25 protein-coding genes and 2 pseudogenes are annotated in these 26,960 nt (G+C 69.5%); 10 read left to right on the top strand and 17 right to left on the bottom strand.

Features of this window, described 5'->3' with window-relative positions:
* Positions 1-392: 392 nt before the first annotated feature.
* Entirely contained in the window at positions 393-950 is a 558-nt protein-coding gene (locus tag KVT44_RS53280) for a hypothetical protein (protein WP_217576148.1), read from the top strand.
* Complete coding sequence (locus tag KVT44_RS53275) at positions 947-3,598, top strand: DEAD/DEAH box helicase (protein WP_217576146.1); 2,652 nt, start codon at positions 947-949, stop codon at positions 3,596-3,598. Before KVT44_RS53280 ends, KVT44_RS53275 begins: the two co-directional genes overlap by 4 nt.
* A gap of 58 nt (positions 3,599-3,656) precedes the next feature.
* Here KVT44_RS53275 and KVT44_RS59540 read toward each other — a convergent pair whose 3' ends face one another.
* A complete protein-coding gene (locus KVT44_RS59540; RefSeq protein WP_254651124.1) occupies positions 3,657-4,124 on the bottom strand; it encodes a DUF6262 family protein in 468 nt (155 codons plus the stop codon).
* Positions 4,125-4,353: 229 nt separating this feature from the next.
* Between KVT44_RS59540 and KVT44_RS59535 the strand changes: the two genes are divergently transcribed.
* Positions 4,354-4,776, top strand: a complete 423-nt coding sequence (locus tag KVT44_RS59535) for a hypothetical protein (protein ID WP_254651125.1) — start codon at positions 4,354-4,356, stop codon at positions 4,774-4,776.
* Here KVT44_RS59535 and KVT44_RS59530 read toward each other — a convergent pair.
* Positions 4,768-5,232 (bottom strand): annotated as a pseudogene (locus tag KVT44_RS59530) (site-specific integrase); the annotation flags it as partial. The gene KVT44_RS59535 and the pseudogene KVT44_RS59530 sit on opposite strands and share 9 nt — an antisense overlap.
* Positions 5,233-5,676: 444 nt before the next feature.
* Positions 5,677-5,961, bottom strand: a complete 285-nt coding sequence (locus KVT44_RS59525) for a hypothetical protein (protein ID WP_254651121.1) — start codon at positions 5,959-5,961, stop codon at positions 5,677-5,679.
* Between the two features lie 507 nt (positions 5,962-6,468).
* Between KVT44_RS59525 and KVT44_RS53260 the strand changes: the two genes are divergently transcribed.
* The 3 genes from KVT44_RS53260 to KVT44_RS60405 all read left to right on the top strand — a co-directional run bounded on the left by KVT44_RS53260 (position 6,469) and on the right by KVT44_RS60405 (position 9,061).
* Positions 6,469-7,668 carry an NAD(P)/FAD-dependent oxidoreductase gene (locus KVT44_RS53260; RefSeq protein ID WP_217576162.1) on the top strand — a complete coding sequence of 400 codons (1,200 nt, stop codon included), beginning with the start codon at positions 6,469-6,471 and terminating at the stop codon, positions 7,666-7,668.
* Between the two features lie 254 nt (positions 7,669-7,922).
* Complete coding sequence (locus KVT44_RS53255) at positions 7,923-8,819, top strand: RNA polymerase sigma-70 factor (RefSeq protein WP_217576142.1); 897 nt, start codon at positions 7,923-7,925, stop codon at positions 8,817-8,819.
* Entirely contained in the window at positions 8,816-9,061 is a 246-nt protein-coding gene (locus tag KVT44_RS60405) for a transposase family protein (RefSeq protein ID WP_217576158.1), read from the top strand. The genes KVT44_RS53255 and KVT44_RS60405 overlap by 4 nt, the downstream gene beginning before the upstream one ends.
* Positions 9,062-9,297: 236 nt before the next feature.
* Here the strand turns inward: KVT44_RS60405 and KVT44_RS53245 are convergent, their stop codons facing one another.
* From KVT44_RS53245 to KVT44_RS53215, 7 genes are all read right to left on the bottom strand, one after another.
* Positions 9,298-11,106: an RICIN domain-containing protein gene (locus KVT44_RS53245; protein ID WP_308314398.1), complete on the bottom strand. Its 1,809-nt coding sequence runs from the start codon at positions 11,104-11,106 to the stop codon at positions 9,298-9,300.
* 11 nt (positions 11,107-11,117) lie between these two features.
* Complete coding sequence (locus KVT44_RS53240; protein WP_217576140.1) at positions 11,118-13,265, bottom strand: beta-galactosidase; 2,148 nt, start codon at positions 13,263-13,265, stop codon at positions 11,118-11,120.
* Between the two features lie 36 nt (positions 13,266-13,301).
* Complete coding sequence (locus tag KVT44_RS53235) at positions 13,302-14,276, bottom strand: carbohydrate ABC transporter permease (RefSeq protein ID WP_217576138.1); 975 nt, start codon at positions 14,274-14,276, stop codon at positions 13,302-13,304.
* Positions 14,273-15,097: a carbohydrate ABC transporter permease gene (locus tag KVT44_RS53230; protein ID WP_217576154.1), complete on the bottom strand. Its 825-nt coding sequence runs from the start codon at positions 15,095-15,097 to the stop codon at positions 14,273-14,275. The genes KVT44_RS53235 and KVT44_RS53230 overlap by 4 nt, the downstream gene beginning before the upstream one ends.
* Before the next feature lie 113 nt (positions 15,098-15,210).
* Positions 15,211-16,608, bottom strand: a complete 1,398-nt coding sequence (locus tag KVT44_RS53225; RefSeq protein ID WP_217576136.1) for an ABC transporter substrate-binding protein — start codon at positions 16,606-16,608, stop codon at positions 15,211-15,213.
* A 363-nt stretch (positions 16,609-16,971) separates the two neighbouring features.
* On the bottom strand, positions 16,972-18,015 hold the full coding sequence (locus tag KVT44_RS53220; RefSeq protein WP_099918150.1) for a LacI family DNA-binding transcriptional regulator: 1,044 nt from the start codon (positions 18,013-18,015) through the stop codon (positions 16,972-16,974).
* A 277-nt stretch (positions 18,016-18,292) separates the two neighbouring features.
* A complete protein-coding gene (locus KVT44_RS53215; RefSeq protein WP_217576134.1) occupies positions 18,293-18,676 on the bottom strand; it encodes a hypothetical protein in 384 nt (127 codons plus the stop codon).
* 347 nt (positions 18,677-19,023) lie between these two features.
* Between KVT44_RS53215 and KVT44_RS53210 the strand changes: the two genes are divergently transcribed.
* Positions 19,024-19,557, top strand: coding sequence for a hypothetical protein (locus KVT44_RS53210; RefSeq protein WP_308314397.1), 534 nt, complete (start codon positions 19,024-19,026; stop codon positions 19,555-19,557).
* Here the strand turns inward: KVT44_RS53210 and KVT44_RS60400 are convergent.
* Both KVT44_RS60400 and KVT44_RS60395 read right to left on the bottom strand, forming a co-directional pair.
* The gene (locus tag KVT44_RS60400; RefSeq protein ID WP_308314396.1) at positions 19,449-19,721 is read right to left on the bottom strand and encodes a hypothetical protein; all 273 of its coding nucleotides are present in this window, start codon (positions 19,719-19,721) and stop codon (positions 19,449-19,451) included. The two genes, KVT44_RS53210 and KVT44_RS60400, sit on opposite strands and share 109 nt — an antisense overlap.
* Positions 19,718-19,846, bottom strand: a complete 129-nt coding sequence (locus KVT44_RS60395; RefSeq protein WP_302832246.1) for a hypothetical protein — start codon at positions 19,844-19,846, stop codon at positions 19,718-19,720. The genes KVT44_RS60400 and KVT44_RS60395 overlap by 4 nt, the downstream gene beginning before the upstream one ends.
* 172 nt (positions 19,847-20,018) lie before the next feature.
* Here KVT44_RS60395 and KVT44_RS53205 point away from each other — a divergent pair, with 172 nt between their 5' ends.
* Positions 20,019-21,071 carry an MBL fold metallo-hydrolase gene (locus KVT44_RS53205; protein ID WP_217576132.1) on the top strand — a complete coding sequence of 351 codons (1,053 nt, stop codon included), beginning with the start codon at positions 20,019-20,021 and terminating at the stop codon, positions 21,069-21,071.
* Positions 21,072-21,079: 8 nt separating this feature from the next.
* On the opposite strand, the gene KVT44_RS53200 is transcribed toward KVT44_RS53205, so the two are convergent.
* From KVT44_RS53200 to KVT44_RS53190, 4 genes and pseudogenes are all read right to left on the bottom strand, one after another.
* Positions 21,080-21,799, bottom strand: coding sequence for a YafY family protein (locus tag KVT44_RS53200; protein WP_217576130.1), 720 nt, complete (start codon positions 21,797-21,799; stop codon positions 21,080-21,082).
* A 16-nt stretch (positions 21,800-21,815) separates the two neighbouring features.
* Positions 21,816-22,748 (bottom strand): alpha/beta hydrolase, encoded by a 933-nt coding sequence (locus KVT44_RS53195; RefSeq protein ID WP_217576128.1) that lies wholly within the window; start codon positions 22,746-22,748, stop codon positions 21,816-21,818.
* 114 nt (positions 22,749-22,862) lie between these two features.
* Positions 22,863-23,006, bottom strand: a pseudogene (locus KVT44_RS60905) (IS630 family transposase); the annotation flags it as partial.
* A gap of 259 nt (positions 23,007-23,265) precedes the next feature.
* On the bottom strand, positions 23,266-23,652 hold the full coding sequence (locus tag KVT44_RS53190) for a hypothetical protein (RefSeq protein ID WP_190173787.1): 387 nt from the start codon (positions 23,650-23,652) through the stop codon (positions 23,266-23,268).
* A gap of 217 nt (positions 23,653-23,869) precedes the next feature.
* On the opposite strand from KVT44_RS53190, the gene KVT44_RS59515 reads away from it, so the two are divergent.
* On the top strand, positions 23,870-24,568 hold the full coding sequence (locus tag KVT44_RS59515) for a TMEM175 family protein (RefSeq protein WP_254651120.1): 699 nt from the start codon (positions 23,870-23,872) through the stop codon (positions 24,566-24,568).
* Positions 24,569-24,620: 52 nt separating this feature from the next.
* On the opposite strand, the gene KVT44_RS53180 is transcribed toward KVT44_RS59515, so the two are convergent.
* On the bottom strand, positions 24,621-25,568 hold the full coding sequence (locus KVT44_RS53180) for a DUF5996 family protein (RefSeq protein ID WP_308314395.1): 948 nt from the start codon (positions 25,566-25,568) through the stop codon (positions 24,621-24,623).
* 219 nt (positions 25,569-25,787) lie between these two features.
* Between KVT44_RS53180 and KVT44_RS53175 the strand changes: the two genes are divergently transcribed.
* Positions 25,788-26,642 carry an NmrA/HSCARG family protein gene (locus KVT44_RS53175; RefSeq protein WP_217576126.1) on the top strand — a complete coding sequence of 285 codons (855 nt, stop codon included), beginning with the start codon at positions 25,788-25,790 and terminating at the stop codon, positions 26,640-26,642.
* Positions 26,643-26,960: the final 318 nt, after the last annotated feature.

Here is a 26,960-nt window from a genome sequence, read left to right as displayed (position 1 = left end):
GTTCGCTTCGCTCACCGCGCCCGGCTTCGCCGGGCAACTCCCTCCGCTTCGCTTCGGGAGTTGAGGGAGGCCGGCCGCTTCGCGTCCGGTGGGCCGCGCTGCGCGCGGCCCGGGGTTGACGGTCTGCCAGGTGCGGCTGTTCGCGTTTTTAGTACGGGAGTTGGGGAGTGCTTCGCACTCCTGAGGGCGGGTCCGCTGCGCTCCCCCGCCCTGACGGCCCTTCAGGCTGCGCCTTACGGGCCGTCAGCCCGCTGCCGCGGGCTGGGCTGGCTATTGGGGTGGGGGGTCGCTCGTTCGTGTTCTGGTTTCCGTGTAACACATCGCCGATTTGATGCAGCATGTAGAGTTGGTGGAAACAGGAGACACACTCTGGCAGCGAGGGGGCAGGGCTCATGTCGGTCTACGAATATCTTCCGGCTGAAATAGCCCGGCTCGGTGTGACGAGAAAGGCCGCCGGGCTCGTCCTCGACCAGGTGCAGACGCATGCGCGGCTCTCCCGGGAGCGCGAGGAACGTGCACGCGAAGGACCGGCAGAGATCCTCAACTTGAGTGAGCTGGTGATCACCATGTGGGAGTGCGTTGAATGGGAGCGGATCGCCCATGTGATGACGGAGCAGCAGATGCCTGTCTACATACCGGGGCAGGATCCGCGTGTAGGCCGCCGTGAGGAGCAGCGGATGCAGCGTGTGGCCCTTGACGTAGCAGCTGCAGAGCAACGCGGCGGGGCACCGGCCGAGATGCCGCGTCATCGGGTCTACCGGATCGTCGCCCAGCAGGCCGGCTCTCCGAGTGAACCACGGCTCACCGTCCACATGATGGCCTCCTCCCTCGGTGAAGCCGCCCACCGGGCCTGGACCGTCTACGGACGGCCAGGCGGCCTCTACCAGCAGGGCTCATACCGGATTACCTCGGTCGAGCAGGTCCTTCCCGAACCCGGAGAATTGCTATGATCCAGCTTCGAGAACACCAGATGGACGCGAATACGCGTATCCGAAAGTGGGCGGGATTCCCTTCAAGATCATCTGTGCCCTCGGTGGGAGCGCGCGCCACGGTCGTGTCCGCCACCGGCTCCGGGAAGACGATCACTGCCGCTACGGCCGCGCTGGAATGCTTCCGGGACGGGCGGGTCCTCGTCATGGTCCCCACCCTGGATCTTCTGGTGCAGACCGCGCAGGCCTGGCGCCGGGTCGGCCACAACTCGCCCATGGTCGCCGTGTGCTCGCTGGAGAAGGACGACGTCCTGGAGCAGCTCGGGGTCCGAACGACCACGAACGCGATCCAGCTCGCCCTGTGGGCCGAGTCCGGGCCGGTGGTCGTGTTCGCCACGTACGCCTCCCTCGTAGACCGCGAGGACATCGACGCACCGATGGGCCAGCGGAAGGTCCGCGGGCCGCTGGAGGCCGCTCTGGCGGGCGGGGAGCAGTTGTACGGACAGTCGATGGACGGCTTCGACCTCGCCGTCCTGGACGAAGCCCACGGACTCGCCGGGGACACCGCCCGGCCCTGGGCAGCCATCCACGACAACACCCGCATCCCCGCAGACTTCCGGCTCTACCTCACCGCCACCCCGCGCATCCTCGCCTCACGCCGCCCGCAGAAAGGCGCGGACAGCCAGGAGCTGGAGATCGTCTCCATGGCCAGCGACCCGGACGGGACGTACGGCGAGTGGATCTACGAGCTCGGGCTGTCCGAGGCGATCGAGCGGAACATCCTCGCGGGCTTCGAGATCGACGTCCTGGAGATCCTCGACCCCTCCCCCGTCCTCGGGCTGTCGGAGGAGGCGCTGCGGGGCCGGCGCCTGGCCCTGCTGCAGACCGCCCTCCTGGAACACGCCGCGCGCCACAACCTGCGTACGGTCATGACGTTCCACCAGCGGGTCGAGGAGGCGGCCGCGTTCGCGGAGAAGATGCCGCAGACGGCCGCGGAGCTGTACGTGACCGAGGCATCCGACGAGGCCCTGGCCGACGCGGAGCGCCTGCCGAGGTCGTCGATCGACACGGAGCTCTACGAGCTCGAGGTCGGCCGCCACGTACCCCCGGACCGGGTGTGGTCGGCGTGGCTGTGCGGCGACCACCTCGTCGCCGAACGCCGCGAAGCCCTGCGCCAGTTCGCAGACGGCATCGACGCGGCAGGCCGACGGGTGCACCGCGCCTTCCTCGCCTCGGTGCGGGTCCTGGGCGAGGGCGTGGACATCGTCGGCGAGCGGGGAGTCGAAGCCATCTGCTTCGCCGACACCCGCGGCTCCCAAGTCGAGATCGTGCAGAACATCGGCCGCGCCCTCCGCCCGAACCCGGACGGCACGACCAAGGTCGCGCGCATCATCGTGCCCGTCTTCCTGCAACCCGGCGAAGACCCCGACGACATGGTTGCCTCCGCCTCGTTCAAACCGCTCGTAGCCGTCCTCCAAGGCCTGCGCTCACACTCGGAACGCCTCGTCGAGCAGCTCGCCTCACGGGCCCTGACCAGGCAGCCACAGACCAAACGGCACCACCTCATCCGCGACGAAGACGGGCAGATCATCAGCGCCGACGGCGAAGGCGACGGCAAAGACCAGGAACAGGACGGCGCGCAGGGCGCGGTCGAATCGGAGCTGTTGCACTTCTCCAGCCCCCGCGACCCAGCGACCGTCGCCGCCTTCCTGCGCACCCGTGTCTACCGGCCCGAGAGCCTCGTCTGGCTCGAGGGCTACCAAGCCCTCCTCCGCTGGCGGAAGAAGCACCACATCACCGGCCTGCACGCCGTGCCCTACGACACCGAGGCCGAAGTCGGCGTCACCCAGGCGTTCCCGCTGGGCAGGTGGGTCCACCAGCAGCGCAAAGCCCTCCGCGCCGGCGAACTCGACGACCACCGCAGAGAACTCCTGGACGCCGAAGAAGCCGGGATGGTGTGGGAACCCGGCGACGAGGCGTGGGAGACCAAGCTGGCGATGCTGCGCTCGTACCACCGTGCGCACGGGCACCTGGCCCCCAGGCAGGACGCCGTATGGGGCGAGAGCGACACCGAAGGCCTCGTACCCGTCGGCCAGCACATCGCCAACCTCCGCCGCAAAGGCGGCCTCGGGAAGGACCCCGAACGCGCCACAGCGCGGGCCGCACAGCTGACCGCCATCGATGAGGACTGGAACTGCCCCTGGCCCCTCGACTGGCAACGCCACCACCGCGTCCTCACCGACCTCGCCGCGGACGAGCCCGGCGGGGCCCTGCCCGCCATCGAGCCGGGCGTGCTGTTCGAGGGCGACGACCTGGGGCGGTGGATCCGGCGGCAGGCGAGTTCCTGGGCAGAGCTGTCGCAGGAGCAGCAGCGGAGACTGTCCGCGCTAGGCATGATGCCCGCCGAACGGCCCACATCGGGCCCGGCCGCCAAGGGCGCGACGAAGGCGTCAGCTTTCCAACGCGGCCTGACAGCCCTCGCACAGTGGATCCAGCGCGAGGGCGCCCAGAAGGCAGTGCCGAGGGGACACGTCGAACGCGTCGTCATCGACGGCCAGGAGCACCAGCACAAGCTGGGCGTATGGATCTCCAATACCAAAACAAGGCGCGACAAACTCACCCACGACCAGCGCGCCGCACTCGCCGAACTTGGAGTCGAGTGGGCCTAGCGGCAGTCTGCTGGGGTGTTGAAGCGTGGCGTGTCCAGCGGGGCGCTGGATCGCGCCCTCAGCGGTTTGTGTTCTCCTCTCGGATCATCCGTCGGAGGCTGGTGCGTGCTGCGGCCAGGTCTGTTTCCAGGGTTGTCACGCGGGCGTGGAGCTGGTGGTTGTCGTCGGTGGCCTGTTGGAGGCTGTCTTCGAGTCGTTGGTTGGTCCGGGTGAGTTCGTCGACGCGTTCGGTCAGGTGTCTGGTGTCGAGGGCGTCGAGTTGCTGTCCGAGCTGGTGCTGGATGACCTGCCGCATCCGCTCTCTGTCTTGCCGCAGACTGCGGATCTCCTGCCTGGCGAGCTCGAGTTCCGTGCGCAGCGTGGCGGTAGTGCTCCGGGTTTGCGCGGGTGGGGGGATGGTGGGGTGCTGGCGTTGTTGTGCGGCTTCGATGTGCTCGCGGATGCCTTCGGTGTAGGTGAGCCAGGTGGAGACGCCGGCGGTGCGGGCGACTGCGGCGTGGGTGATCTTCTTGCCCTGCTGTTCCAGGGTGGTGAGTGCGGTCAGGGCTCGCTGGCGTTTGTCGAGGCTGGCGCGGCAGCGGGCCTGGGCGAGGGTGTGCGGGTTGCCGCGGGGGGTTCATGCCGGGTCGGTCCTGGAGACGGTGGTGAGCGGCAGGAGGGTGTGGGTGCTGTCGGCGCGGGCTTTGCGCAGGATGGTGCTGGCTTCCTCGATCTCCTGGCGTTCTGCGGCGGGAAGGGCGGCGAGGCGGCGCTGCATGGCGGTCGGTGACCTGCTCGAAGGCGGTGATCTGGGCGGTGAAGGCGGTGAAGGCGAATTCGGCGGCGTCCATGGCCTGGGCTGTTTCGCGGTCGGCGCGCAGTTCGTTGATGTGCTGTTCGATCGCCGGAAGGTAGGAGGGGTCGGGGCGGTAGAAGCCGCAGCCGGCGCACTGGAAGCGGATGGGGCAGGAGCTGCCTGCGGCTTTGACGTTGCTGGGTTCGGTGCAGCCTCCGTAGGGGACGGCGACGGAGCGCAGTTCGTAGGGGGTCTCGGAGCTGGGGCTGGGTCGGCCGTGGTTGTTAACGACGTGGGCGGCGAGCTTGGTGACGGCGTCGCGTTTTCGTTTCAGGGAGACGGTGTAGTAGCGCTGGGTGGTGCTGACGGACTTGTGATCCATCAGTTCGCGCAGGACGTCTAGAGGGGTTCCGGCGTCGGCGTGGCGTTGTGCGTAGGAGTGGCGGAAGGCGTAGGCGTAGATGAGGGAGCGGTCGAAGGGCAGGGGGTTGCCCTGTGTGTCGGTGCCTTCGCCGTTCAGGTGGGGGATGGAGTCCACCCAGTCGCGCAAGGTCTCGCCGAGGTAGCTGGTGTGCAGGTACGGGCGGGTGGCGAGGTGGGTCAGGGCAGGGAAGAGGTAGTCGGCGCCGGTGGGCGGGAGGCTGGTCTGAAGCTGCTCTCGGCGTTCTTGCCAGGTGCGGATCGCCTGGGCGGTGGGTGTGGTGATGGGCAGACGCCTGGGGTGGCGGCGGGCCTTGTGGTTGTTCCAGAGCAGACAGATCTGATCTTTGCGGGTTTCGAGGCAGTCGCGGGGCAGGGAGAGGACTTCCAGGGGCCGCCGTCCGGTGTCTCTGAGCAGGATGTACAGCGTGCGGTACATCAGCTGCAGGTCCGCGGAGACAAGGGTGCGCTGGCCGCGGGCCCGTCCCCGGCCGAGGAGGGCGAGGTGGGCGTCGAGCTGGCGGATCACCGGTTCGGGGATGGCCTTGCCGATCTCGTCCTCGTTGGCTTCCTCCTCGGGGATGCGGTGGAGGGCCGGGTCGCGGACGAAAGCGGCCGAGAGGGTGTCGGCGGTGCCGGAGCGGCGGCCGTAGTCGATCAGGGCGAAGAAGTGGCTGGCGATGGACATGCGGTAGTTCCACCCGGCCGGTTCGCCGTCCAGCTTCAGTGCGGTGCGGAACGCGTCGACCACGGCGGTGACGTCGTCGTAGCGCAAGCCTGAGGGGTCGTCGGTTCCCGGCCGTTGCGCAAGAGCCCGGGAGGCGAGCTCCACGCCGCGCAGTGTGCGGGCGAACTCGTGCGCTCCTGGGCGCTGCTGGATGGTTCAGGTGCGCACCAGACCGCGCAGCCACGGCTGCTGGATAGAGCGCAGGTCGACGGTCTTGGGTTGCCGGATGCCAGCCGGGCTGCGGGAGCGCTGGCCGAGCGCGCGCAGGTCCAGGAGGTCGTCCTGCGCCGGCGCGGTGCCGGTGTGCTGGGCGTGGCCCGCCCGGACCGCCGTACGCACGCGGCCGAGTATCCGCAGGACCGCGACGGTGGAGCGCGGGCACATCTGCTGGTCCGTGAGGTCGCTGATGAGCGTGGTGGCCCCGTCCAGGTCCCGCACCATGCTTCAACGAAACGCCCAGCGAGGGAAACGACGACCGCAGCAGTCGCACAGTGCTGCATGTCCGTTCGCGGTAGCTATAGGGGAACAGGGCCGACTCGGCGGATCGCGGTCTGTTCCCCTTTGAGTGGCCTGACATGACCCGCAGGGGAGGCTGCCGGGCAGGTGACCGTGGCCGACGCCGGTCACGGCCGCAGCGTCGCCTTCCGGCTCAGGCTGAAGGAACGGGGCCGGCACCACGTCGTGCCCCGTCGGCTCCATGGATGTCGCCCGCGCGGCCACCACCGAGCCGTGTCAGGCCGAATACAGCGGGCTGGGCCTCACTCGCCCGCTACCGCGAGACTCCCCGGCCCCTGTCCGGCCTCGTCAGGGCCGTGTTACGCCACTCGCTGCGGAAGGGGGGCGTCGTTTCCGCCGTGTCCGATGTGCGCTACGTCTCACCCGCTGGCCGTTATACCGGATGCGCGGCTGGTGTCTTAATGCCGAGTTCATAAACACCAGGGAGACATGATGAACGGGAACGTCGAGGTAGTCGTGGTCGGCGGCGGGTACGGTGGCGTGACGGCGGCCAACAGCCTGGCTCGGCGCGATGGCGTGTCGGTGACCGTGGTCAATCCGCGTCCCGAGTTCGTCGAGCGGATCCGCCTGCACCAGCTCGTGACCGGATCCGATGACGCGGTCGAGGGCTTCGGGAAGGTCATGGGCGGGAACGTCCGGCTGGTGGTCGACACCGCGACCCGGATCGACGCTGCCAAGCGCCAGGTGTCGCTGGCGGGCGGTGGCACGGTCTCCTACGACTACCTCGTCTACGCGGTGGGCAGCGGCGCCTCCGCCCCCGACGTGCCCGGAGCGGCGGAGTTCGCTCATTCGGTGTCGGACCTCGAGGGGGCAAAAGGGCTGCGGTCGGCGCTGGATGCGACGCCCGCGTCGGCTCCGGTGACCGTGATCGGGGCCGGCCCGACCGGCCTGGAGACCGCCGCCGAGCTGGCGGAGGTGGGCCGCAAGGTGACCCTGGTCTGCGGCAAGGTGCTCGGCCCCTCCCTGCATGCCCGAGTCCGCCGCCCGGTCGCCCGTCGGCTCGCCAAGCTGGGTGTGGCCGTCCTCGAAGGACCCGGTGCGAAGGTGGCGGAAGTGACACGCGACGGCGTACGGCTCGACGGCGGCCGCGAGCTGCCCAGCGCGGTGACGATCTGGACCGCGGGATTCCGTATCCCGGACCTGGCCGCCCGCAGCGGGCTGCGCACCGACGCCGAAGGCCGTCTGGTCACCGACACGACGCTGACCAGTGTGGACGACGAGCGCATCGTCGCCGCTGGGGACGCGGGAGTGATGCCGGACCACCCGTTCCGGATGAGCTGCCAGGCCGCCACGCAGCTGGGCCCGGCGGCCGCCGACACGATCCTGCGCCGGATCGCGGGGAAGAAAGCCGCTCCCGTCCGGATGTTCTTCGCCGGGCAGTGCCTCAGCCTCGGCCGGAAGGAGGGCGTCACCCAGTTCTCCTACCCGAACGACAAGGTGAACGCGCTCCGCATCAGCGGGCGGCCCGGTGCCGGCGTCAAGGAGATCGCCTGCGTGTTCACCCTCAACAAGTTGGTGTCCGGGGCGCGCAAGGCCAGTTCCCGCGCATCCCGCGGCGACAGCACCGACCGCCTGGAAACGCCTCAGCCGGAACACCCCACGACGCCGCCCGACACCCGACGCGCGGCCTAGCCGCCAAGTCCCCTTCTTGGGCCGGACCGACCGGTCCGGCCCAAGAAGGACCGAGCAGGAGTGACAAGCACCCAACGCCGCGGCCTCGTATGCCATGGCCGGGCGCCGGGGCGCCATCCCACCAGCCCCCACCCCACGTGGCCTGATCAGTGGGGAGGCTGCTGCCGACAACCCCGTCATCGGACCGGGTACATGTTCTTCACGGCCTGCTTCCGGGCACATGGGGCCAACCACGAGAAAGTGAAGCGCACGACATGAACGACCACGTCACCGACCCCGCGACCGAGGCCTTCGTCGCCCACCGCGACCTGCTGTTCACCGTCGCGTACGAGATGCTCGGATCGGCGGCGGACGCCGAGGACGTCCTCCAGGAGGCCTGGCTGCGGTGGGTCAAGGTCGACCCGGAGCAGGTACAGGACCAGCGCGCCTACCTGGTACGGATCACGACCCGGCAAGCACTCAACCGGCTACGCACCCTCAAACGGCGCAAGGAGGCCTACGTCGGCCCCTGGCTGCCCGAGCCCCTGCTCACCGCGCCGGACGTGGCCGAGGACGTCGAACTGTCCGAGAACCTGTCGCTGGCACTCATGTTCATCCTCGAAACCCTCTCACCGACCGAACGCGCCGTCTTCGTGCTGCGCGAGGTCTTCGACATCGGCTACGACGACATCGCGGCCGCGATCGACAAGAGCCCCGCCGCCACACGCCAGATCTCCTACCGCGCCCGCCAACACGTCGACGCCCGCCGGCCGCGCACATCGGTTTCCCCGGAAGAAACCCGGGCAGCGTTGGATTCGTTCCAGTCCGCGCTCGTGACCGGGGACCTGCACGGGCTGCTCGACGTACTCGCCCCGGATGTTGTTTTCGTCAGCGACGGCGGCGGCCTCAAGCTGGCGGCCTTGCGGCCGGTCGTCGGCGCCGACAAGGTGCTCCGTTACATGGCCGGCAGTGTCGAAAAGGCCGGCGGCACCTTCACCAGTGAGCCCACGACGGTCAACGGCAACCCCGGACTCATCCTGCGCGTGGACGGCGTGATCGACGGCGTGCTGGGCTTCCGCGTGGAGAACGCCCTGGTCACGGGCCTCTACTACGTCCGCAACCCCGAAAAGCTCACCCGCGTTGAGTCCGAAACCCCCCTCACCTCGCGCTGACCGTCTCCCCGCCACACGGCCGACCGAGGTGCGCGGTAGCGCAGGCGTCGCGGAACAAGCCGCTGACCGCCGCCGAGAAGCAAGCGAACCGGCTGGTCAGCCGGGAACGCGCGGTGAACGAGCACGGCTTCGCCGACCTGAAGAACTGGCGCGTACTCACCAAGCTCCGCCTGAACGCGAAGCACGCCACCATCCTCCTGCGTGCCCTCCTCGTCCTGACGAACGCGGAGACGAGCCGCTGACTCGACGCGGCAGACGATCACCCCAGCACGATCAGTCGGACGACCAGCACGAGCACCCCACCCCCGGCTCACACCAGCGCCACTGACCAGCGCATTTCAAGATGGCAACGTGTCAATGAGGTGGGCCGGCTCCCCCGTGAGCCGTTGCCGGACCGGGCGGGGAGTTGGCCGGGGGCGGCATCCGCGTGATGGCCGTCTCCGCCGGCAGGGGGCGGAGCCTCTCGGTGGCCTGGCGGCTACTGGACGAGTTCCCAGTCCTGGGAGCCGTCCGTGGCCGCGTTCTGCAGGGTGAGCGGTGCGTTGTCGGATGCACCGGTCAGGTACAGGTTCGTGTTCCTGACCGACTGGAGCTTGTAGAACCCGTCGGTGGTCTTGACGAGGTTCCAGCTGCCGGTGGCGCTGTTGTCGACCCACTGGCCGATCCGCTGCCCGGCCGTCGCGTTGCCGGTCCAGACGGCCGCCGCGCGGCCGCCGGACTTGTTCAGCAGGGTCACGCCGCCGTTCGGCTCGGTCACCACGTGCCAGTACTGGGTGTCGGGGTTCGCCGCGGAGCCGGGGGCCTCCAGGACGACGTCGGGGACGTCCGCGTTGCCGATGTTCGCGTCGTTGGTCTTGCTCCCGGTGCCGATCACCTGGCCGGTCCTGCGGTTCACCAACTGGTAGTAGGCGCCGCCCGATCGGCCGAGGTCGGCCTCGGCGTAGGCGATCGTGGAGGTGCCCTGGTTGTTGAGGATCGCGATACGGCCGGTGCCGTCGACGTACTGCAGGCTGCGGCTGTAGCCGGCCTTCGAGGTCGTCTGGTACTCCTTCCAGACGCCGTCGCTGCGTCCGCTGTCGTTGACCCACACGTTGCCGCTGCCGGCCGCGTTGTAGACCAGGCGTCCCCCGGGAAGCCTGATGACGACCGGGCTGCCACCCGTCGCGAGCGGCTGGGAACCGGTGTCGACCGGCAGTGAGGTGACGGCTTCACCGGTCGGGGAACCGCGGTAGAACTGCAGCGGGTTGTCGGCGACCACGTACCTGGTGTTGGCTCCGCCGCCCCAGTACTCGAAGGTGAGGAGCCACTTGCCGTCCGCGGTGCGGACGACGTTCGCCATGCCCGGCCGCCCGCCGCCGATCTCCGTCCTGCCGCCTCCCATGCTCTGGGTCAGGCCCGCGATGTCGACGACGGGGGCGCTCCACTGCGCACTGCGCCCGTCCCAGGTCTTGTGGGCGAGGATCTGGCCGTGCGAGTCGGTGGCGGTGGTGTTGGCGGGGTCGAGGGTCGGGACGCCGGTGGTCGCGTTGAAGCCGGTGTAGTCGTTCTCGTCGGAGTAGTAGCAGACGAGTTGGCCCTGGTAGACCATCAGGTACGGCTCCCAGACGGGGTCCACCTGCTGGTGTGTGTTGGCCGTGGCGATGTTCTGGCCGATCGCGCCCGCGCTGCCGCCCTGCCAGCCGCCGGCCGCGATGACGTTGACGACTTTCCACGACACACCCTCGTCGGTGCTGGCGTACAGCGCGATGGCGAGGTCGCCGCGGTCGCCGTCGTTGGAGGGCGTCCAGTTGGGGTCGGCCGCCTTGTGCTCACGGTAGTACTGGTCGTCGCCCGACACGACACTCGCCAGGAGCAGCGTGCCCTGCTTCAGGTTCCCGACGTCCTGCGGGAGCGTGTAGAGGTACGGATTCGTCCAGTTGCTCGTGTACTTCGCGTACTGGGGGTCGCTGGAGAGGTACGCGGGAGCCTTGACCTCCGACAGCGGCTGCCAGGTCGTTGCGTGGTCGTCGCTCTTGTAGACCGGGAGGGTCTGCCTGTCGGCGCTGCCCGTCGCCGCTACGACGGTGGACTTCTCGAACGACGCGACCAGGCGTCCGCTCGGCAGTTGCGCCGACTTCGGGTAGACGGCGCAGTTGCCGCGCCCCTTCAGGCACGGTTCGCTGCCGAGCTGGTAGAGGATCCCGCCCGTCGGGTTGTAGGCCTGCGCACCGGTGGTCATGGGGATCGCCAGTGTCGCGGCTGCCGCGACGAACGTACCCAGTGTCTTTGCCGCTCTTCTTCCCTGCACAGCTTGCACGGTTACTCCTTCGGGGAGACGAGTACGCGTACGTCCCACGGGCCGAGGTCCACCGCGGTGCCCGCGGGGAGGGGTGTGCCGGTCAGGGCGTCGGTGAGGTTCACCGGAGCGTGGACGCTCGCGGGCTGCCAGCTCCAGTTGTGGACGATGTGGACGCGGCGGCCGTCGGGTGCTGTGCCGGTCGTCGCGGTGACGGACGCCGGCAGGTCGTGCCACGCGCTGCGGCGGGCCGGTGCCATCCAGGCGGCCAGCGCCCGGGCGAGGTCGCGGCCGGGCACGGTGCCGACGCAGGTGACGCGGCCTTCGCCGTGGCGGCGGGTGGTGATGGCGGGAAAGCGGCCGAAGTGCGGGTGCTCGTAGGTGGCGAGGACGTCGGCGTCGGTGACGGTGAGGCCGTCGGCCCAGTGGGTCGCCGTCGCGGTCTGCGGTAGCGGGAGGGGGCTGTCGGGTGCGGCGCGGACCGGGAGGGCGTGGGTGAGGTTGCTGAATTCGTCGTACGTCACTCCCGCGGCGCCGGTGAGGCGGGCGGGGGCCGCCTCGTGCCGGGCCCGGGCCTCGTGGTCGGCGTAGCCCGTGCGGGGGCCCAGGACCAGGTGGCCGCCGGCGTGGGCGTAGGCGGCGAGCCAGTCGAGGGTGGTGTCCTCGGCGAGGTACAGGGCGGGGACGACGAGGACGGGGTGGCGGTGCGCGGCCTCGTGGGGGGCCATGCCTTCCCGCTGGCCGCGCGGGTCGTGCAGCTGGCGGGCGTGGACGATGCGGACCTGGCGTCCGGCGTCGAAGGCGCCGCGGTAGAAGGGGTCGAGGATGCGGTGGTAGGCGGCCGGGTCCGGTGCGCCGTCGGGGGTCGCGAGGGGCGGGTGCTTCTGCATCAGCCACTTGCTGGGTGTGGAGTAGACGATCGTGACGTCGGCGTCGGGTTCGAGCCCCGCGACGAGCGGTCCTACAGCCTGGAACTCCTCCCCCAGCCGGGCCAGTTCGGCGTAGGTGCGGCCCGGTCGGCCGCTGTGCGGCAGGACGCCGCCCCAGTAGGTCTCCGCGCCGAAGCGCAGGGTCTGCCACTGCCAGTACTCGATCATGCGGGCCCCGCGGCCGACGAGGGCCCAGGCGGCCTGGCGCCACTGGCCGTCGTAGGCGGGATGGTTGTCCCACGCGTAGCCGATGGAGGAGGCGTTGGTCTCGGTGACCAGGAACGGTTCCTGCCGGGAGGAGAACATCCAGTCGGCGGTCTGGTACAGGGCCCAGACGCCGGTGCTCTGCCACTTCTGCTCGTGGTCGTCCGGTGTCGGGTCGGGCAGGAGCAGGCCGTCCTGCATGGCGTAGTAGGGGTTGCCGGTGGCGATGTCGAGGCGGTCGGTGAGCTCGTCGTCCTCCACGGCGGGGCGGGTGTAGGAGATGCAGGTGGTGACGAACTGCCCGGGGCGGGCGTACTCGCGGACGAGGTCGGCCTGCCAGCCGATGAACTCGGTGCACTGACGGGCCTGGAACTCCCGCCAGGCGACGTCGAATTGGGGCTGCACGTTGCCGTCGGGCGTCCACAGGTCGGCCCAGGTGGACAGGCGGTGGGACCAGTAGACCAGGCCCCATTCGCGGTTGAGGGTCTCGACGTCGCCGTACTTGGCGCGCAGGTGGTCGGTGAAGCGCTGGAAGACGCCGTGGTTGTGGAAGAGCTCCAGGCCCGGTTCGTTGTCGACCTGGAAGCCGATGACGGCCGGGTGGCCGGCGTACCGGGCGACGATCTTGCGGATGATCCGCTCGGCGTGGAACCGGAAGGCGGGGTGGGTGAAGTCCGCTTCCTGGCGGGCGCCCCAGCCGATGCGTTCGCCGGTGCGCCGCTCGCCGGTGATCTCCGGGTACTGGCGGGCCAGCCACGGCGGTACGGCGTACGTGGGGGTGCCGAGGATGACGGAGATGCCGCGTTCGTGGGCGCCGTCCAGCACCGGCTGGAGCCAGTCGAGTGCGAAACGGCCGTTCTCGGGTTCCCAGGTCGACCAGACCGACTCGCCGACCCGGATGACGGTGAAGTGCGCGTCGGCCATCAGGTCGAGGTCGGTCTTGAGCTGTTCGTCGGGCCGTACGTCCGGGCCGTAGGCGGGGTGGTACTCGTGGTAGTAGGCAGCGCCGAACAGCACGCGGGCGGGCAGGTCCGCCATGGACAAACCTCCAGGGAGTAGGGGGTGTTGGGGGTGCTACTGCTTGACGCCGCCGGTGGCCAGGCCGCTCTGCCAGTACCGCTGGAGCATCAGGAAGGCCAGGACGAGCGGGACGATCGAGATGAGGGAGCCGGTCACGACGAGGGCGAGCATGTCGCTGCTGGCTCCGGCGCCGCCGTTCTGCGCCTGGTCGGCCCAGCGGGACAGCCCGACCGTGATGGGGTACAGGTCCGGGTCGTTGAGCATGATCAGCGGCAGGAAGTAGTTGTTCCAGGTGGCGACGAGGGTGAAGAGGATGACGGTCACCAGGCCGGGGGCCAGCAGCCGCAGCGCGATGGTGAGGAAGATCCGGAGCTCTCCGGCGCCGTCCATGCGGGCGGCCTCGATGAGGCTGTCGGGGACGGCGTCCTCGGCGTAGATCCGCATGAGGTAGAGGCCGAAGGGGCTGATGAGGGAGGGCAGGATGACGGCCCAGGGGGTGTTGACCAGGCCTGCCTTGGCGAAGAGGAGGTAGGTGGGGATCGCCAGCGCGGTGGTCGGGATCATGATCGCGCCGAGGACCAGGTTGAAGGCCGCGCCGTGGCCGCGGAAGCGGTACTTGGCGAAGCCGTATCCGGCCGCCGCCGCGAGCAGCGCGGCGCCGAGTGCGCTGACCCCGGCGTACAGGACCGTGTTGAGCAGCCAGCGCCCGAAGACGCCGTCGTCCTGGGTGAAGGTGGCCTTGATGTTCGACAGCAGCTGCGGGGCGTGCGAGAACCACAGGCCGAAGCTGTTGAACAGGTCCTGGGTGCCCTTGGTGGAGGCGATGAGCAGCCAGAACAGCGGGAGCAGGAAGTAGGCCAGGACGGCCAGCATGGCGATGGTGAGCGGGGTGCTGCGGCGGTGCACCGATGAACGGCGCGGCGGGCGGGCCTCGGCGGGCAGCCGATTCGCCGTCGACGGAGTGGAGGCTGCGGGGGTCGATGGGGGTCCCCCCTGTTCGAGCGAAGCCGAGAACTTGGGGGAGGTCATGAGGTGCTCCTGCGGTTCGCGGTGAGCAGGAAGGCGTACGACACGATCACGATGACCAGGCCGAGGATGAAGGACACCGTGGCCGCGTAGTTGGTCTGCTGGCTGATGAAGGCGACGGAGTAGGCGTAGAGGTTGGCGGTGTAGGAGCTGTCGATGACGTCCGGGGCGACCTTCATCAGCAGGCTCGGTTCGTTGAACAGCTGGAAGCTGCCGATCACCGAGAACAGCAGGGTGAGGGTCAGCGCCGGGCGCAGCGCGGGGAGTTTGACGGACCAGGCGATGCGCCAGGCGCCGGCGCCGTCCATGGCGGCCGCCTCGTACAGCTCGGCAGGGATGGTGCGCAGGGCGGCGTACAGGATGATCATGTTGTAGCCGACGAACTCCCAGGTCACGATGTTCGCGAGGCTGCCGAGCATCCAGCTGTCGGAGAGGAAGTGCGGGGCCGGCAGGTGGAGGTGGCGGCTGATCTGGGCGAAGGGGCCGAAGTCGGGGCCGTAGAGGTAGCCCCACATGAGGGTGGCGATCACGCTGGGGACGGCGTACGGGACGAAGATGCCGAGGCGGATGACCCGGGCGAGGCGCAGCAGGCCGCTGTCCAGGGCGAGTGCGAAGAACAGGGCCAGCAGCAGCATCACGGGGACCTGGATGACGAAGAACAGGGCGACGCGGCCGATGCCTTTGAGGAGGAGGGGGTCTTTGAGGGCGGTGACGTAGTTGTCCAGGCCGACGAACGTCGAGCCGCCGATGAGTTTCTCCTGGAAGAGGCTCAGGTAGGCGGCGTAGCCGAGCGGGGCGAGGAAGAGGAGCAGGAACAGCGCCATGAACGGGGCGATGAACAGGGCTCCTGCGGTGCCGTGGCGCCGGCGGGGCGGGGACTTCGTGCGGTTGGTGCGGGCGGGCGCTGCGGTGGTGGCCGCTGTGGTGGTGGCCATCGTCAGCCTCCCTCGACCGTGAAGCCCTGGCCCTTGGCGAAGGTCGTGATGCGCGACTGCCACGAACCGAGGGCGCGGACGGTGTCGGACTTGTCGGCGAGGGACTTGCCGACGGTCTCGGTCCAGTCCGTGGCGACCCGGTCGAGGAACGGCGGCCACTGGAAGGCGGGGTTGACCTGGGTGCTGATGTCCGCGAAGACCTGGTTGACCTTCTGGCCGCCGTAGAAGGCGGGCGTGTCCCCGAGGAAGCTCGCGTCCGCGAGCAGGGTCCTGGTCGCCGGGAAGAAGAACTGTTCGGTGGCGAACATCTTGGCGCTGGCGGGGTCGCTGTTGAGGAACTGCGCGAACACCGCCGCCTGGACGGGGTTCTTGGTGGAGCGGATGACCGCGGTGGTCGAGCCTCCCCAGTTGCCCGCGCTGGGCTTGGCGGCGTCCCACTGCGGCAGCGGGGCCGCGCGCCACTTGCCCGCGGTGGCCTTGGCGGAGCCGGACAGGAAGGCCGGGCCCCAGGCGCCGGTGAGCCAGGTGGCGTACTTGCCCTTGTTGAGGGCGGCGTACCAGGAGTCGGTGAAGTCCGGTTCGACGCCGATCACGCCTTCCTTGGCGAGGGCGCCCCAGTACTGGCCGAGTTTCTTCGAGACCGTGTCGTCGACGCTGATGGTGATGTCGCTCTTGCCGGAGGTCACGTACGGCTTGGCGCCCGCCTGCCAGAGCAGGCCGTGCCAGGCGGCGACCTGGTTGGCGGCGAGGTTGGTGAGGTAGACGTCGGGGTCGGCCTTGTGGAGTGTGCGGGCCGCGGCGGCGAACTCGTCCCAGGTGGTGGGGACTTGGATGCCGTGCCGGTCGAAGATGTCCTTGCGGTAGAGCATGCCCATCGGGCCGGTGTCCTGGGGGATCGCCCAGATCTCGCCGCCGCTGCCGGAGACCTGGCCCCAGGTCCAGTCGACGAAGGTGGACTTGAGCGCGGAGGCGCCGTACGGGCGCAGGTCCAGCAGGCTGTCGGTGATGGTGAACGTCGGGATGGCCTGGTACTCGATCTGCACCATGTCCGGGGCGCCGCTGCCGGCCTTCAGCGCGGTGCGCAGTTTGGTGTACTCCGGTGTGCCCTGACCGGCGTTGACGACCTTGACCTTGACGGCCGGGTACTTCTTCTCGAAGAGCGCGACCTCCTTGTCGATGTTCGGGACCCAGGTCCAGAATGTCAGCTGGGTCGGGGTCTTCATGGCCTTGTCGATGTCGGCCTGGCTGACCGGCTTGGCGGAGGAACCGGCGGCGGAGCCGCCGTCGCCGCCGCAGGCGGACAGGGTGGCGGCCAGCGACAGCGCGCCCGTGGCGGCGAGGAAGCCCCGGCGGCTCAGGGATGACGGGCTGGAGAAGGGGCTGGAGAAGGGTCCGGACATGGTGAACTCCCGCAGAAGGGTGTTGGGGACCGGCACACCGGGCGACGGCGTGCTGAAGCTGGATTCGGTGGTGTCAGGCGCGGTGTGGCGTGACGGGCGGGGCCGGGAGGGCGGGCCTGTCAGAGGTCGCGCCGGGGAGGGCGCGAGAGAAAACGGCGGCCGGTGCGGGGCCTGATCGAGGCCCGGGGAGCGGCGGTGGGTGCTGCTGAGGAACTGGGCTGAGCTGAGTTGGGCTGAGCTGAGTTGGGCGGGGCGGGGCTGGGCTGGGCGGGGCTGGGCTGGCTTGGGGCAACGCGGGAAGCGGTGGATGGCTCTGGTGGGGGCGGACCTCCGTCGGTGAGGGGGACTCCGGTGGCCCGGGGGCTAGCGGGGCGGCGGGGGCGCCGACGAGGCGCGGACGACGAGTTCGACCGGTGGGTCGGTCATCGCCAGCGGGTCGGCCTGCGGGTTCTCGATGGCGTGCACGAGGAGCTTCAGGCCGTCCTGCGCCATGGCGTCGAACGGCTGACGCACCGTGGTCAGCGGCGGGGTCACGTAGGCGGCGACCGGGATGTCGTCGAAGCCGACCACGCTGACGTCCTGCGGCACGCGCCGCCCGGCTTCCGTCAGCGCGCGGATCAGGCCGATGGCCATGTCGTCGTTGGCGGCGAACACCGCGGTCACACCGGGGTCGGCGAGAAGTCCACGGCCGGCCGCGTAGCCGGAGGCGGCCGACCAGTCGCCCTCGGCGACCGGCGGCTCGGCCCGGCCGTGCGCGGCGAGCGCCTCGCGCCATCCGTCGAGACGGTCCCGGGCGGAGTACCAGCGCTGTGGACCCGCCAGGTGGTGGACGGTGGTGTGGCCCAGCTCCAGCAGGTGCTCGGTGGCCGCCCGCGCCATCTGGCTGGAGACGATGCCGGCCGTCACCACATGGGGGGCGGTGAAGGGCGGGGGTGCGCCGAGGACGAGGACCGGCACGTCGACCCGTGCGGAGAGATCCGTGCCGTCCGCCTCGTCGATCGGCTCGGAGATGACGATGCCGTCCACGCCCTGGTCCAGGAGCGAGTCCACGGCCCCGGCGATGCCCGCCCTCTCGCCTTCCATGGTGTTGACCACACGGAGTGCGTAGCCGGTGTCCCGCACGGCACGCTCGACACCCATGAGCAGCGAGGCCGGACCGTACAGGGCGGTGCCGAGCGTCACCACACCGATGGACCGGGTGCGTCCGGAGGCCAGGGCACGGGCCGCGTTGTTCGAGCGGTAACCGAGTTCCTCGGCCGCCGCCAGGACGCGGCGGCGCACGTCCGCCGAGACGTACGGCTCGTCGTTCATGACCCGGGACACCGTCTTCTGCGACACACCCGCCAGGCGCGCCACATCCACACTGCGCGGCGCGGCTCCCGCGCCACGTCCTGCCACTGGTGTCATGGTGTCTCCCGATCTTCGGCAGTCGGATCCTAGTCCAGATCCGCTGTATGACTGCGCTGTCATGACTGCGCTGTCATATCTACGCAACGGGGCGGGGCGCGTCAAGACTTCGCGCAACATCTCTGCCGTCCGGAGGGGGCGGGGCGCGGGTGCCCGCCGGTGCCGCCGGGCGCCGATGCGGCCGGCGTCCGGCATGGCGGTGCGGGGCACGCGGCTCTCACCGCGTACCCCGCACCGCCCGGGACGACGTTCTTCAGCCCGGCCCTATTAGCGGCTGCTATTCATTATTGTTGTTGCCGTTGTTTCCACCGATTTTGATGAACTTGACATTCTTGGTCGTCTTGACGACCTTCTTGATCACGACGCCGTCGGAATTCTTGGTTATCTTGGTCGTCTTGGTGATCGTGGTGATCTTGAGGCCGTTGACGGTCAGTTCCTTCTTGACCGTCGTTTTGGTGGTGGTGGTCGTACTGTTCTTGACCAGCCCCGTGATCTCGGCGGCCTGATGGCCCTGGTGGCTCGCCGTGACCGCGGCCACGGGCCCGGTGTGCGGCGTCGCCGGGGCGGCGAAAGCGCTGGAAGGTATCAGCGCGCCTCCTGCCGCCAGGGCGGTCGAGGCGGCAAGCATCACAAGGCGCTGAGTACGGGAAGTGCGGGTCATGGGAATTCTCCTCCGTGAGAAATAATCAGGGTTTCCGAACAGTCCCGACAATTCGCGGCCATTCGGCGAGAGCCAGCTGCTGTTGAACGGGCCCGCATCTCCATTAGGCACCGGCGGACGAAAGGAGTCATGCCCCTGGAATGCGTGGCAGGAGAACTCGGGACTTGACGGACGACGGCAGCTCTGCTGCGGACGCGCGGCACATCAGGGGGCCCGGAGCCGGGGCGGAACGGGTGCGGGCTAGCCTGGCAGTTCCGGGCTGGATCATCACCGGCACCTGACCGCCCGATGCCGGCGGAGCACCCCGCCGCTGTCCGCCCGGGACGGACGAGAACGGAGCAGCCGACGTGAGCGACGCCCAAGCCAGCACCCAGGAAGGAGCCTCGGCACCGGCGCAGGAAGGAGCCTCGGCACCGGCGACCGATCTGCTCGAGCGGATACGCCGGCACCGGCGCCACACACTGGAACTGCTCACCGTCTGCGCCCTCGGTCTTGTCCCGTGGACGGTCCTGCTGGCGATGACGCTGCCGTCCGTGTACGAGGTCCGCCAGTGGCGTGTGACGTGGGTCGGATTCGACGCCCTGCTCATGGTCGCGATGGCGGCCACGGCGCTGCTCGGGTGGCTGCGGCACCGCGCTGTGATCGTGTCGGCGACCGCGACGGCGGTGCTGCTGATCTGCGACGCGTGGTTCGACGTGTCGCTCGCTTTCGGCACCTCGGGGGTGTGGCTGTCGGCGGTGCTCGCGGCGTGTGTCGAACTGCCGCTGGCCTTCTACCTCATCCGCCGGGTGACGGGGATGATCTCGCTGGCGCAGTGGCCCACCGCCAAGGCCGCCACCGCCGCCGACAGCAGCAGGCAGCCGGCCCGCCCGGACGCCTGAACTCGCCCCGCCTTCCTCGCAGGAGACGACCGGCGACGGTTCCTGGCTCCGCTCACCGGGCGCACCCCAGACGCTGCTGGCGGAGCGGGCCCCTGGGAACACAGCGCTTCCCGCCCGCCGGACGCCCAGGCGCGGCGCCACTGGTCGACCGACTTCTCGCTCACCCGTAACTCCCGGGCGACGTGGGACCTTTTACGTCCTCCTCGAAGAGGTCAGCGGCCCGCATGCACACCTCTTCGCGGCGCTTGCGCTGCTCGGCGGTCAGGCCGCCCTCGTCCGGATACCGCATACTTCCGGGCTACCGGACTCTTTGCGCAGTGCTCCAGGCTCCAAATCTCCCTGCTTCAGCAGGGAGAGCAAGTCAACAGCCAAGACGGACCCTGCCACCAGGTCCGACAAAGACCCAGACGCTATGACGCCAAAATCAGTAACAGCGCCGCGAGGGTGAGCGAGGAGACTTCATGCCAGACATCAGCAGGTTCGCCCCGGGTCTACGAGCACGGCTGGCGGGAGCGGTCCGGCAACACCCCGTCCTCTCGATCGCCCTCACACTCAAACTGACAACAGCCGTGGCGCTGGGTGCAGTGTGGCAAACCAAGATCCGCCACTCCGGAGACCTCAACGACTACCGCGACCTTCTCGTGGACGACCCCGGCGGACCAAGTGGAGCCACGGTCAAGGTGACCTCATTCGGCACCACCATGATGCTCGTCGACGACGGCACCACCCAGATCCTCATCGACGCTTTCATCACCCCGGCCGGCCTTCTCGATGCCGCGCTCGGTCGACCGGTCTCCACCGACCCCGACGCAGTGGACACCGCACTCGACAAGGTGGGCGCGGACCGCGTACGCGCCATCTTCATCTCTCACTCCCACCACGACCACGCGCTGGACGTCGCCTACATCGCCAACCGCACGGAAGCCACCGTCTACGGCTCACCGTCCACGTTGAACATCGCCAGGGGTGGCAACGTCCCCGAGGACCGCTTGGCACTTCTGGACCCGGAGAAATCCGTCACGGTGGGCAGCTTCACGGTGCGCACCATCGCCTCCAAACACTCCCCCAACCCGATGGGCGGTGAGGGTGCGACCATTGACAAGCCGCTCCTGCAGCCTGCGCCCATCAGCGCATACAAGGAGGGCGGCACCTACGACTTCCTCGTGGCGGCACCAGAGACGAGCATGCTGTTCAAAGGTTCAGCCAACTGGATCCCCGGCGCTCTCGCCGGAGTTCACGCTGACGCCCTGTTCCTCGGCATCGGCGGTCTCGGACGCGCCGCACAGAGTTTCAGCAAGGACTTCCTCGACGCGACCATCGGCACCGTTCAGCCTGCCATTGTCATCCCCACCCACTGGAACGACTTCTTCTGCCCGGTTCACGAGGGCCTTCCGCTGCAACGCAAACTGGTCGACAACACTCCCGCCGCGTTCGACACCGTGCTCGCCCGCACCAAAGCTGACGGCGTCGACATAGGCCTGCTAGAAGCGTTCGCCAGCATCACGATCCACTAATCGGATTCTCATGGCGGGGGTCTGAGCGAGGTCAGTGCAGTGGGTTGTACTGCGCCGACGGCGGCCGAGCCGAGCAGTAGTTCGGTCAGGTTATGCGGCTGTGCCTGTTCACTGGTCAAAGCCGCTGCTGCGATCCGGTCCAGCCGGAAACCCCGGCCGGCCCGGCGTGTGCGGCACCAGGCGATGAGGTACCAGCGGCCGTCGGCGGTGAGCAATCCGGCCGGTTCCACGACGCGGTCGCTTTCGTGTCCTGCCGCGTCGGTGTAGGACAGCCGCAGCACCAGGTTGTTGGCGAGGGCCTGCTCCACCGCGGTACGGACCTCGCAGTCGCTGCGCGTCGGCAGGGTAACGATCCGTGCGGCGAGTTCCTGCGCCGCCGCCGAGGCGGGGCCGGTCATCGAGGCCGCAATCTTCTGGGCCGCCGTGCGGGCCGCGCCGACATAGGGGGTGGAGGCGTCGGCCGCGGCGAGCGCAGTAGTCAGTGCCGAGGCTTCGTCGGCGGTGAGGCGGACCGGGGGCAGGGTCATCTCCGGGTCGATCGACCAGCCGCCGCCTCGCCCGGGTATGGAGCGCACCGGGACACCGGTCTCCAACAGGGTTTGCAGGTCACGCTGCACCGTGCGTGTGCTGATCTCGAACCGCGTGGCGAGCACCGCGACCGTCAGCGGCCGCGGCGCCACCGCGCGCAAGTCCTCCACCAGCGCGTACAGCCGGGCAGTTCGGTTCATGCCGCCGACGCTACCCTCACGCAGTGGCCAGGAAATCCCGCTCGCGCCGCAGTTCCCGCTCGGTGATGGTCAGGGGGAACAGAGTGAAGCCGTGCATCGCGCCGGCGACGACGCCGAGCTGCACAGGCCCGCCCGCCGCCTGCCACCGTTGGGCCAGGAACAGCGAGTCGTCCAGCAGCGGATCCTCGGTGCCGACGACGATCCGGGCAGGCGGCAACCTGGTCAGGTTCGCGAACAGGGGCGACACCTCGGGAGCGCGGCGCTGCTCCTGCCCCATCCCTGGCGTGAACAGCTCATAGCTGCCCCGGATCGCGTCGGTGTTGCTCAGCAGTTGTCGGGGGCCAAACGACCGCTGGCTTGGTGTCATCGACAGGTCGTAGGGGCCGAAGAGCAGGTGGGCCGCCCGGAACGCGCCGGTGATGCCGTGCCGGTCGCGAAGGCGCAGCAGCGTCACGACGCTGAGGTGGGCACCGGCCGATTCACCGCCGATCAGCAGCCGTTCGGTACCGAACTCGGCCGCGGCGTGTTTCACCAGCCACCGGGCAGCCGCTTCGCAGTCGTCGGGCCCGGCGGGGAAGGGGTGTTCCGGCGCGAGGCGGTACTCCACGCTCACCACGCCCAGCCGTGCCTGCTCGGCGAGCCGCCAGAGCCGCTCGTCCTGTCCGTCCGCGGACCCGAACGCCCAGCCGCCTCCGTGGATGTGCAGGTACACGCCGTCGGCGTGGTCCGGCACGAAGACCCGTACCTTCACTCCGCCCTCAACAACGCGGTCCCGGCCGTGCGGCAGTCTTACCGGTGGCGTGTCACCGCCGAGCCGGTTGCGCCGCAGGAGCGCCAGCATGGCTGGGCTCAGCGCCTGCCCTCGAGCTGGACGGCTCGCGGCGGCAGCCTCAAAGTGCTCGTTGAACGCCAGGGTCTCGGGGAGACAGTCCTCATCTGTGATCGTCATGCCGTCGACAGTCGCAACTGCCCGCGACAACGCCCTGTCACCCTTTCCTTGTGAACTACGTCACGGCCTTACCGTGCTCCTGGTGTGACCGGGCGCGAACACCGGGTCGTACGTTCAGGCGGCGAGTGGTCGTCCGCCCCAGCGGATGCATTTCTCGCTGCGGACGCGGGCGCTCTCGCGTCGCTGGGCGGCCGGGACGTCGGGGTGCCGAGCGTTCCGGTTGCACCAGCGCAGGTAACGGTGCAACTCCCGCGTCTGAGGGACAGCGGCGGGCATCCCTCAGGCACTTCGAGGTGGCCGGCGCGGCGCCCTCGGTCTTGTCCCGTGGACGGTCCTGCCGGCGATGACGCTGCCGTCCGTGTACGAGGTCCGCCAGTGGCGCGTGACATGAGCCGGATTCGACGCCCTGCTCATGGTCGCGATAGCGGCCACGGCGCCGCTCGGGTGGCTGCGGCACCGCGCTGTGATCGGCCCTGACACGTGTCCCGTCAGGGCCTGAGCTCCACACGCTGACCCGCTAGCGGTAGCAGTCCTGCACCGGGTCGGTCTCGCTGTAGATCGCGGTGTCCTTCATGAATCCCAGCCGGCCGTTGTCGGCGACGGTCATCAGCCAGCGGGTCGGGTGCGGTCCGCCGACCCAGGCCTGGCCGTCCTCCTTGCAGTAGAACCAGCTCGGGTTGGAATACATGTAGCCGACGATCTTGCCGGGGTCCGGGTAGGAGTGGTTGTTGCCGATGATGCCGTAGACGGGCGCGCCCGACACGTTGTTGCAGTACCACCTGATGCCGCCGTCGTTGGTCCAGCAGCCCGCGGCGGCATCGGCGGACGGAGCCGCCACCGCGCCGAACCCGACGGCCAGCGCCGCTGTCGCCAACGCCGCGCCGATCTTCCTGTGAGCACGCATGCATTCCCCCGCGTTGTCGTGTCACCCAGCGGTGACCGGATCAAGGTGCGTCGAGGCACGGTGTGCTGCGGCCACTATGCCGAGCACGGGCCACCCAGGTCGATCACTTCGATCCTGATGGAAGCGTGCTCCCCGCGCCGGGCGCGGCCTTGGCCGTCTCCAGGGAAACGCGCCCTGGTTGCGCGTGCGGGAGCGTGCGGTGCCGGAGGCTGGGGCGATGACAGAACCTGTTCATGAACCGGACGGACCGGATGGACCGGGAGGAGGGGCGACGTCGTTCGGTGTGGAGCGCGATCCCGCCCGGGTGGTCGCGTTCAGCGACGGCGTCATCGCCATCGCCATCACGCTGCTCGTCCTGGAGATCCGCCCGCCGCACGACACCCGCCACTTGTTGCACGGCCTCGCCGCACTCTGGCCGTCCTACCTGGCCTACGTCCTCACCTTCATGCTGATCGGGCAGGTGTGGGCCAACCACCACATCATGTTCGACCACATCCGCAGCGCCGACCGCGTGGTGCTCTTCCTCAACACCGTGCTGCTGATGGACGTCGCGCTCCTGCCGTTCGCCGCCTCCGTGCTGGCCGAGGCGTTCCGGGACGGACACGGGCAGCGCACCGCCGTCGTCTTCCACGGCACCGCCTTCGCACTCCTGGCCGTCTTGTTCAACGTCATCTGGGGGTACGTCCGCCGCGACCGCCGCCTGCTCAGCACCACCATCGATGCGGCCGGCGTGGCAGCCATCAGCCGGCGCTTCCGGCTCGCCCTTGTCTGGCTCGCCACCGCAATCCTGCTCGGCGCCCTGGTTCCCGTCCTCGGCGTGGCCGTGATCGCCGCCTTCATCCTCTATTACTGGCTTCCCATCTCGGGCGAGATCGCCGAAGCGAAGCGCCGGCGCCGTCGTGGACACCGGACGTGACCGCCGACGGCCGCAATCCAGCGGCGGGTACGAACCGTTCGGTCGCACCCGTCTACCGGCGCTGTCGCCACCGGTTCGGGTCCTCTTCCAGGGCCGCCCGGTCCCAGCCGCCGTGCTCCGCGGCAGCCTCGTAGGTCGTATGCAGGAAACCGGCCACTGCCCCGTCCGGGTCGGCCGCAGTGCGCACCGCCTCGTACGGCAGAAGGAACTGGCTGAAGTCAGGGCTGTAGAACGCGTCGGCCGGGGTGACCGGGTGGCCGGCGAAGCCACCCGGCTCGGGATAGGCGTACGAGTAGAAGGCTCCCTCTTCACCGCCGCCGGGCCAGAAACCACAGCTGCTCAACTCGCGGGAGTAGCCCTCCACCATCACCCAGTCACCGCAGTGCGGGGCACTGCCCGGATACGGCGGCGCTACCCGTCCGGAGAACCTCGTACAGGCCAGGTCCATGCCGCCCCAGAAGAAGTGCACCGGGCTCACCTTGCCGACGAAGTACGAGCGGAACTCCCCCAGCACCCGGTTGGCCTGCAGCAACTGCCGCCAGAAGAGCTGCGCGGCCCTCGGGTCGTAGGAAGTGTGCCGGTCGTCTTCATCGAAGGGGATCGCCGGGTCCACCTCGTTGGGAGACGCCTGGATCTTTGTCTCGATTCCCAGCTCACTCAGGGCCCGCATCGTCTCGCGGTAGAAGTCGGCCACCGGCCTCGGCTCCAGGGCCACGCTGCGGTGGGCGCCGTCGCTGCCGCGGATACGCAGCTGATGGTCGAGGAAGTCGAACTCGATGTCGAAGACCCCTGAACGGTAGGGGATCGCCGACGTGGTGAGGCCGCGCGGGCTGACATAGAAGGTGACCTGCCACCAGTGATTGACCAGGGGCGCGTGGGCCAGCCGGATCTTGCCGACGATCTGGGTCCACATGTGCAGAGTGTCCCGGGTCTCGGTCCAGTCGGCGACGCGCAGCCGCGGCCACGTCGTCCGCGACGCCCCATCGGAGATCACGGCCACAGCACACTCCTCCCAGGACAACCGGCCGACACCGACCACGCTGCCCTCAGCCGGGGAATCAGGCAACCCGGCAGGACCCCGGCGCGCCTCACCGGCCACCGGACCGGGACGCTTGCATGCTCCACGAGCAGCCGTGCGCCCGCACCGCGGGGAGTGATCCAGCGGCTCAGTCCCACCCGCGGCGAGGCCCTCCGGGGCCGACCGGAAGGAGCCTTCCTCATGAATGTCGACCAGTCAGTGCTGGTTCTCGGGGCGACCGGGGGACAGGGCGGCGCCGTCGTCAGCGCGTTGCTGTCCCGCGGCGCCGCCGTCCGTGGCCTGGTCCGCAACCCTCGATCCGCTGCGGCCCGCGGCCTGGCCGCCCGCAACGTCGAGGTGGTGGGCGGAGATCTCATGGACCGCGAGTCCCTGGCCTCAGCCATGCGGGGCGTAGCCGGTGTGTTCGCGATGACCACGCCCTTCGAGTCAGGACCGGCCGCCGAGATCGCACAGGGCCGGACCATTCTCGCCGCCGCCCGTCATGCTCGGGTGCCCCACCTGGTCTTCAGTTCCGTGGCAGGTGCCGACCAGGACACGGGCGTGCCGCACTTCGAGACCAAGGCCGTCATCGAGCGGGAGCTGGCCGCAGGCGAGGTGCCCTACACGATCCTGGGGCCCACCTACTTCTTCGACAACGCCCTCGGCGACGAGGAGCGGATCCGCCAGGGGGTGCTCGATCTGCCCCTGCCGGCGGACCGTCCGCTGCAGCAGCTGGCACGCCCCGATCTGGGCGAGTTCGCCGCCGCCGTCTTCGCCGCGCCCGACGCGTTCGCCGGGCAGCGCATCGAGCTGGCCGGCGACGCCCCTACGCCCGAGGACATGGCGGCCGCGTTGAGCACGGCAGTCGGTGCGACCGTTCGCCACAACGAAGTGCAGCTCGACGAGATCGGCAACGCCGACATGCGGGCGATGTGGGCGTTCCTGCGTGGCCCCGGCTACCGCGTCGACCTGCCGGCGCTGCACGCCGCCCATCCGGATCTGCGCTGGACGTCGTTCGCCGGCTGGGCCGAGAAAGCCTTCTCAACGGCACCATGACAACGGGTCCTGCCGGTCCACTGAAAGGCGGCGCCCCCGTGTGCCGAGCTCGCGGCGTCGAGCCCTCAGCGCCTCGGTCCGCCTCGGCCCGGGGTGATCCACGCTCTGCCCGAGGCGTGCGGTCGGGTGTGCCCGGGAAGTCCGCCGTGTTGGAGGTGCGCGGTTCCGGGCGCGCACAGCGGGCCTCCCGGCCACGCCGTTCTCCTGCCCCGCTCCCCCGCCACCCGCGTACCGGCGCCGGCATTTTCACCTGGTTCTGGCGAGGATGCCCCGGCGTTCACGCCGGGGAGGAATTGCCTCCTGCGGCTGCGACGCGGA

It is taken from the genome of Streptomyces sp. GbtcB7 (genome assembly GCF_019091445.1).
GTDB lineage: Bacteria > Actinomycetota > Actinomycetes > Streptomycetales > Streptomycetaceae > Streptomyces > Streptomyces mirabilis.
Note: the sequence above shows the minus strand (reverse complement) of the source record. Positions and strands in the feature narration are given on the sequence as shown.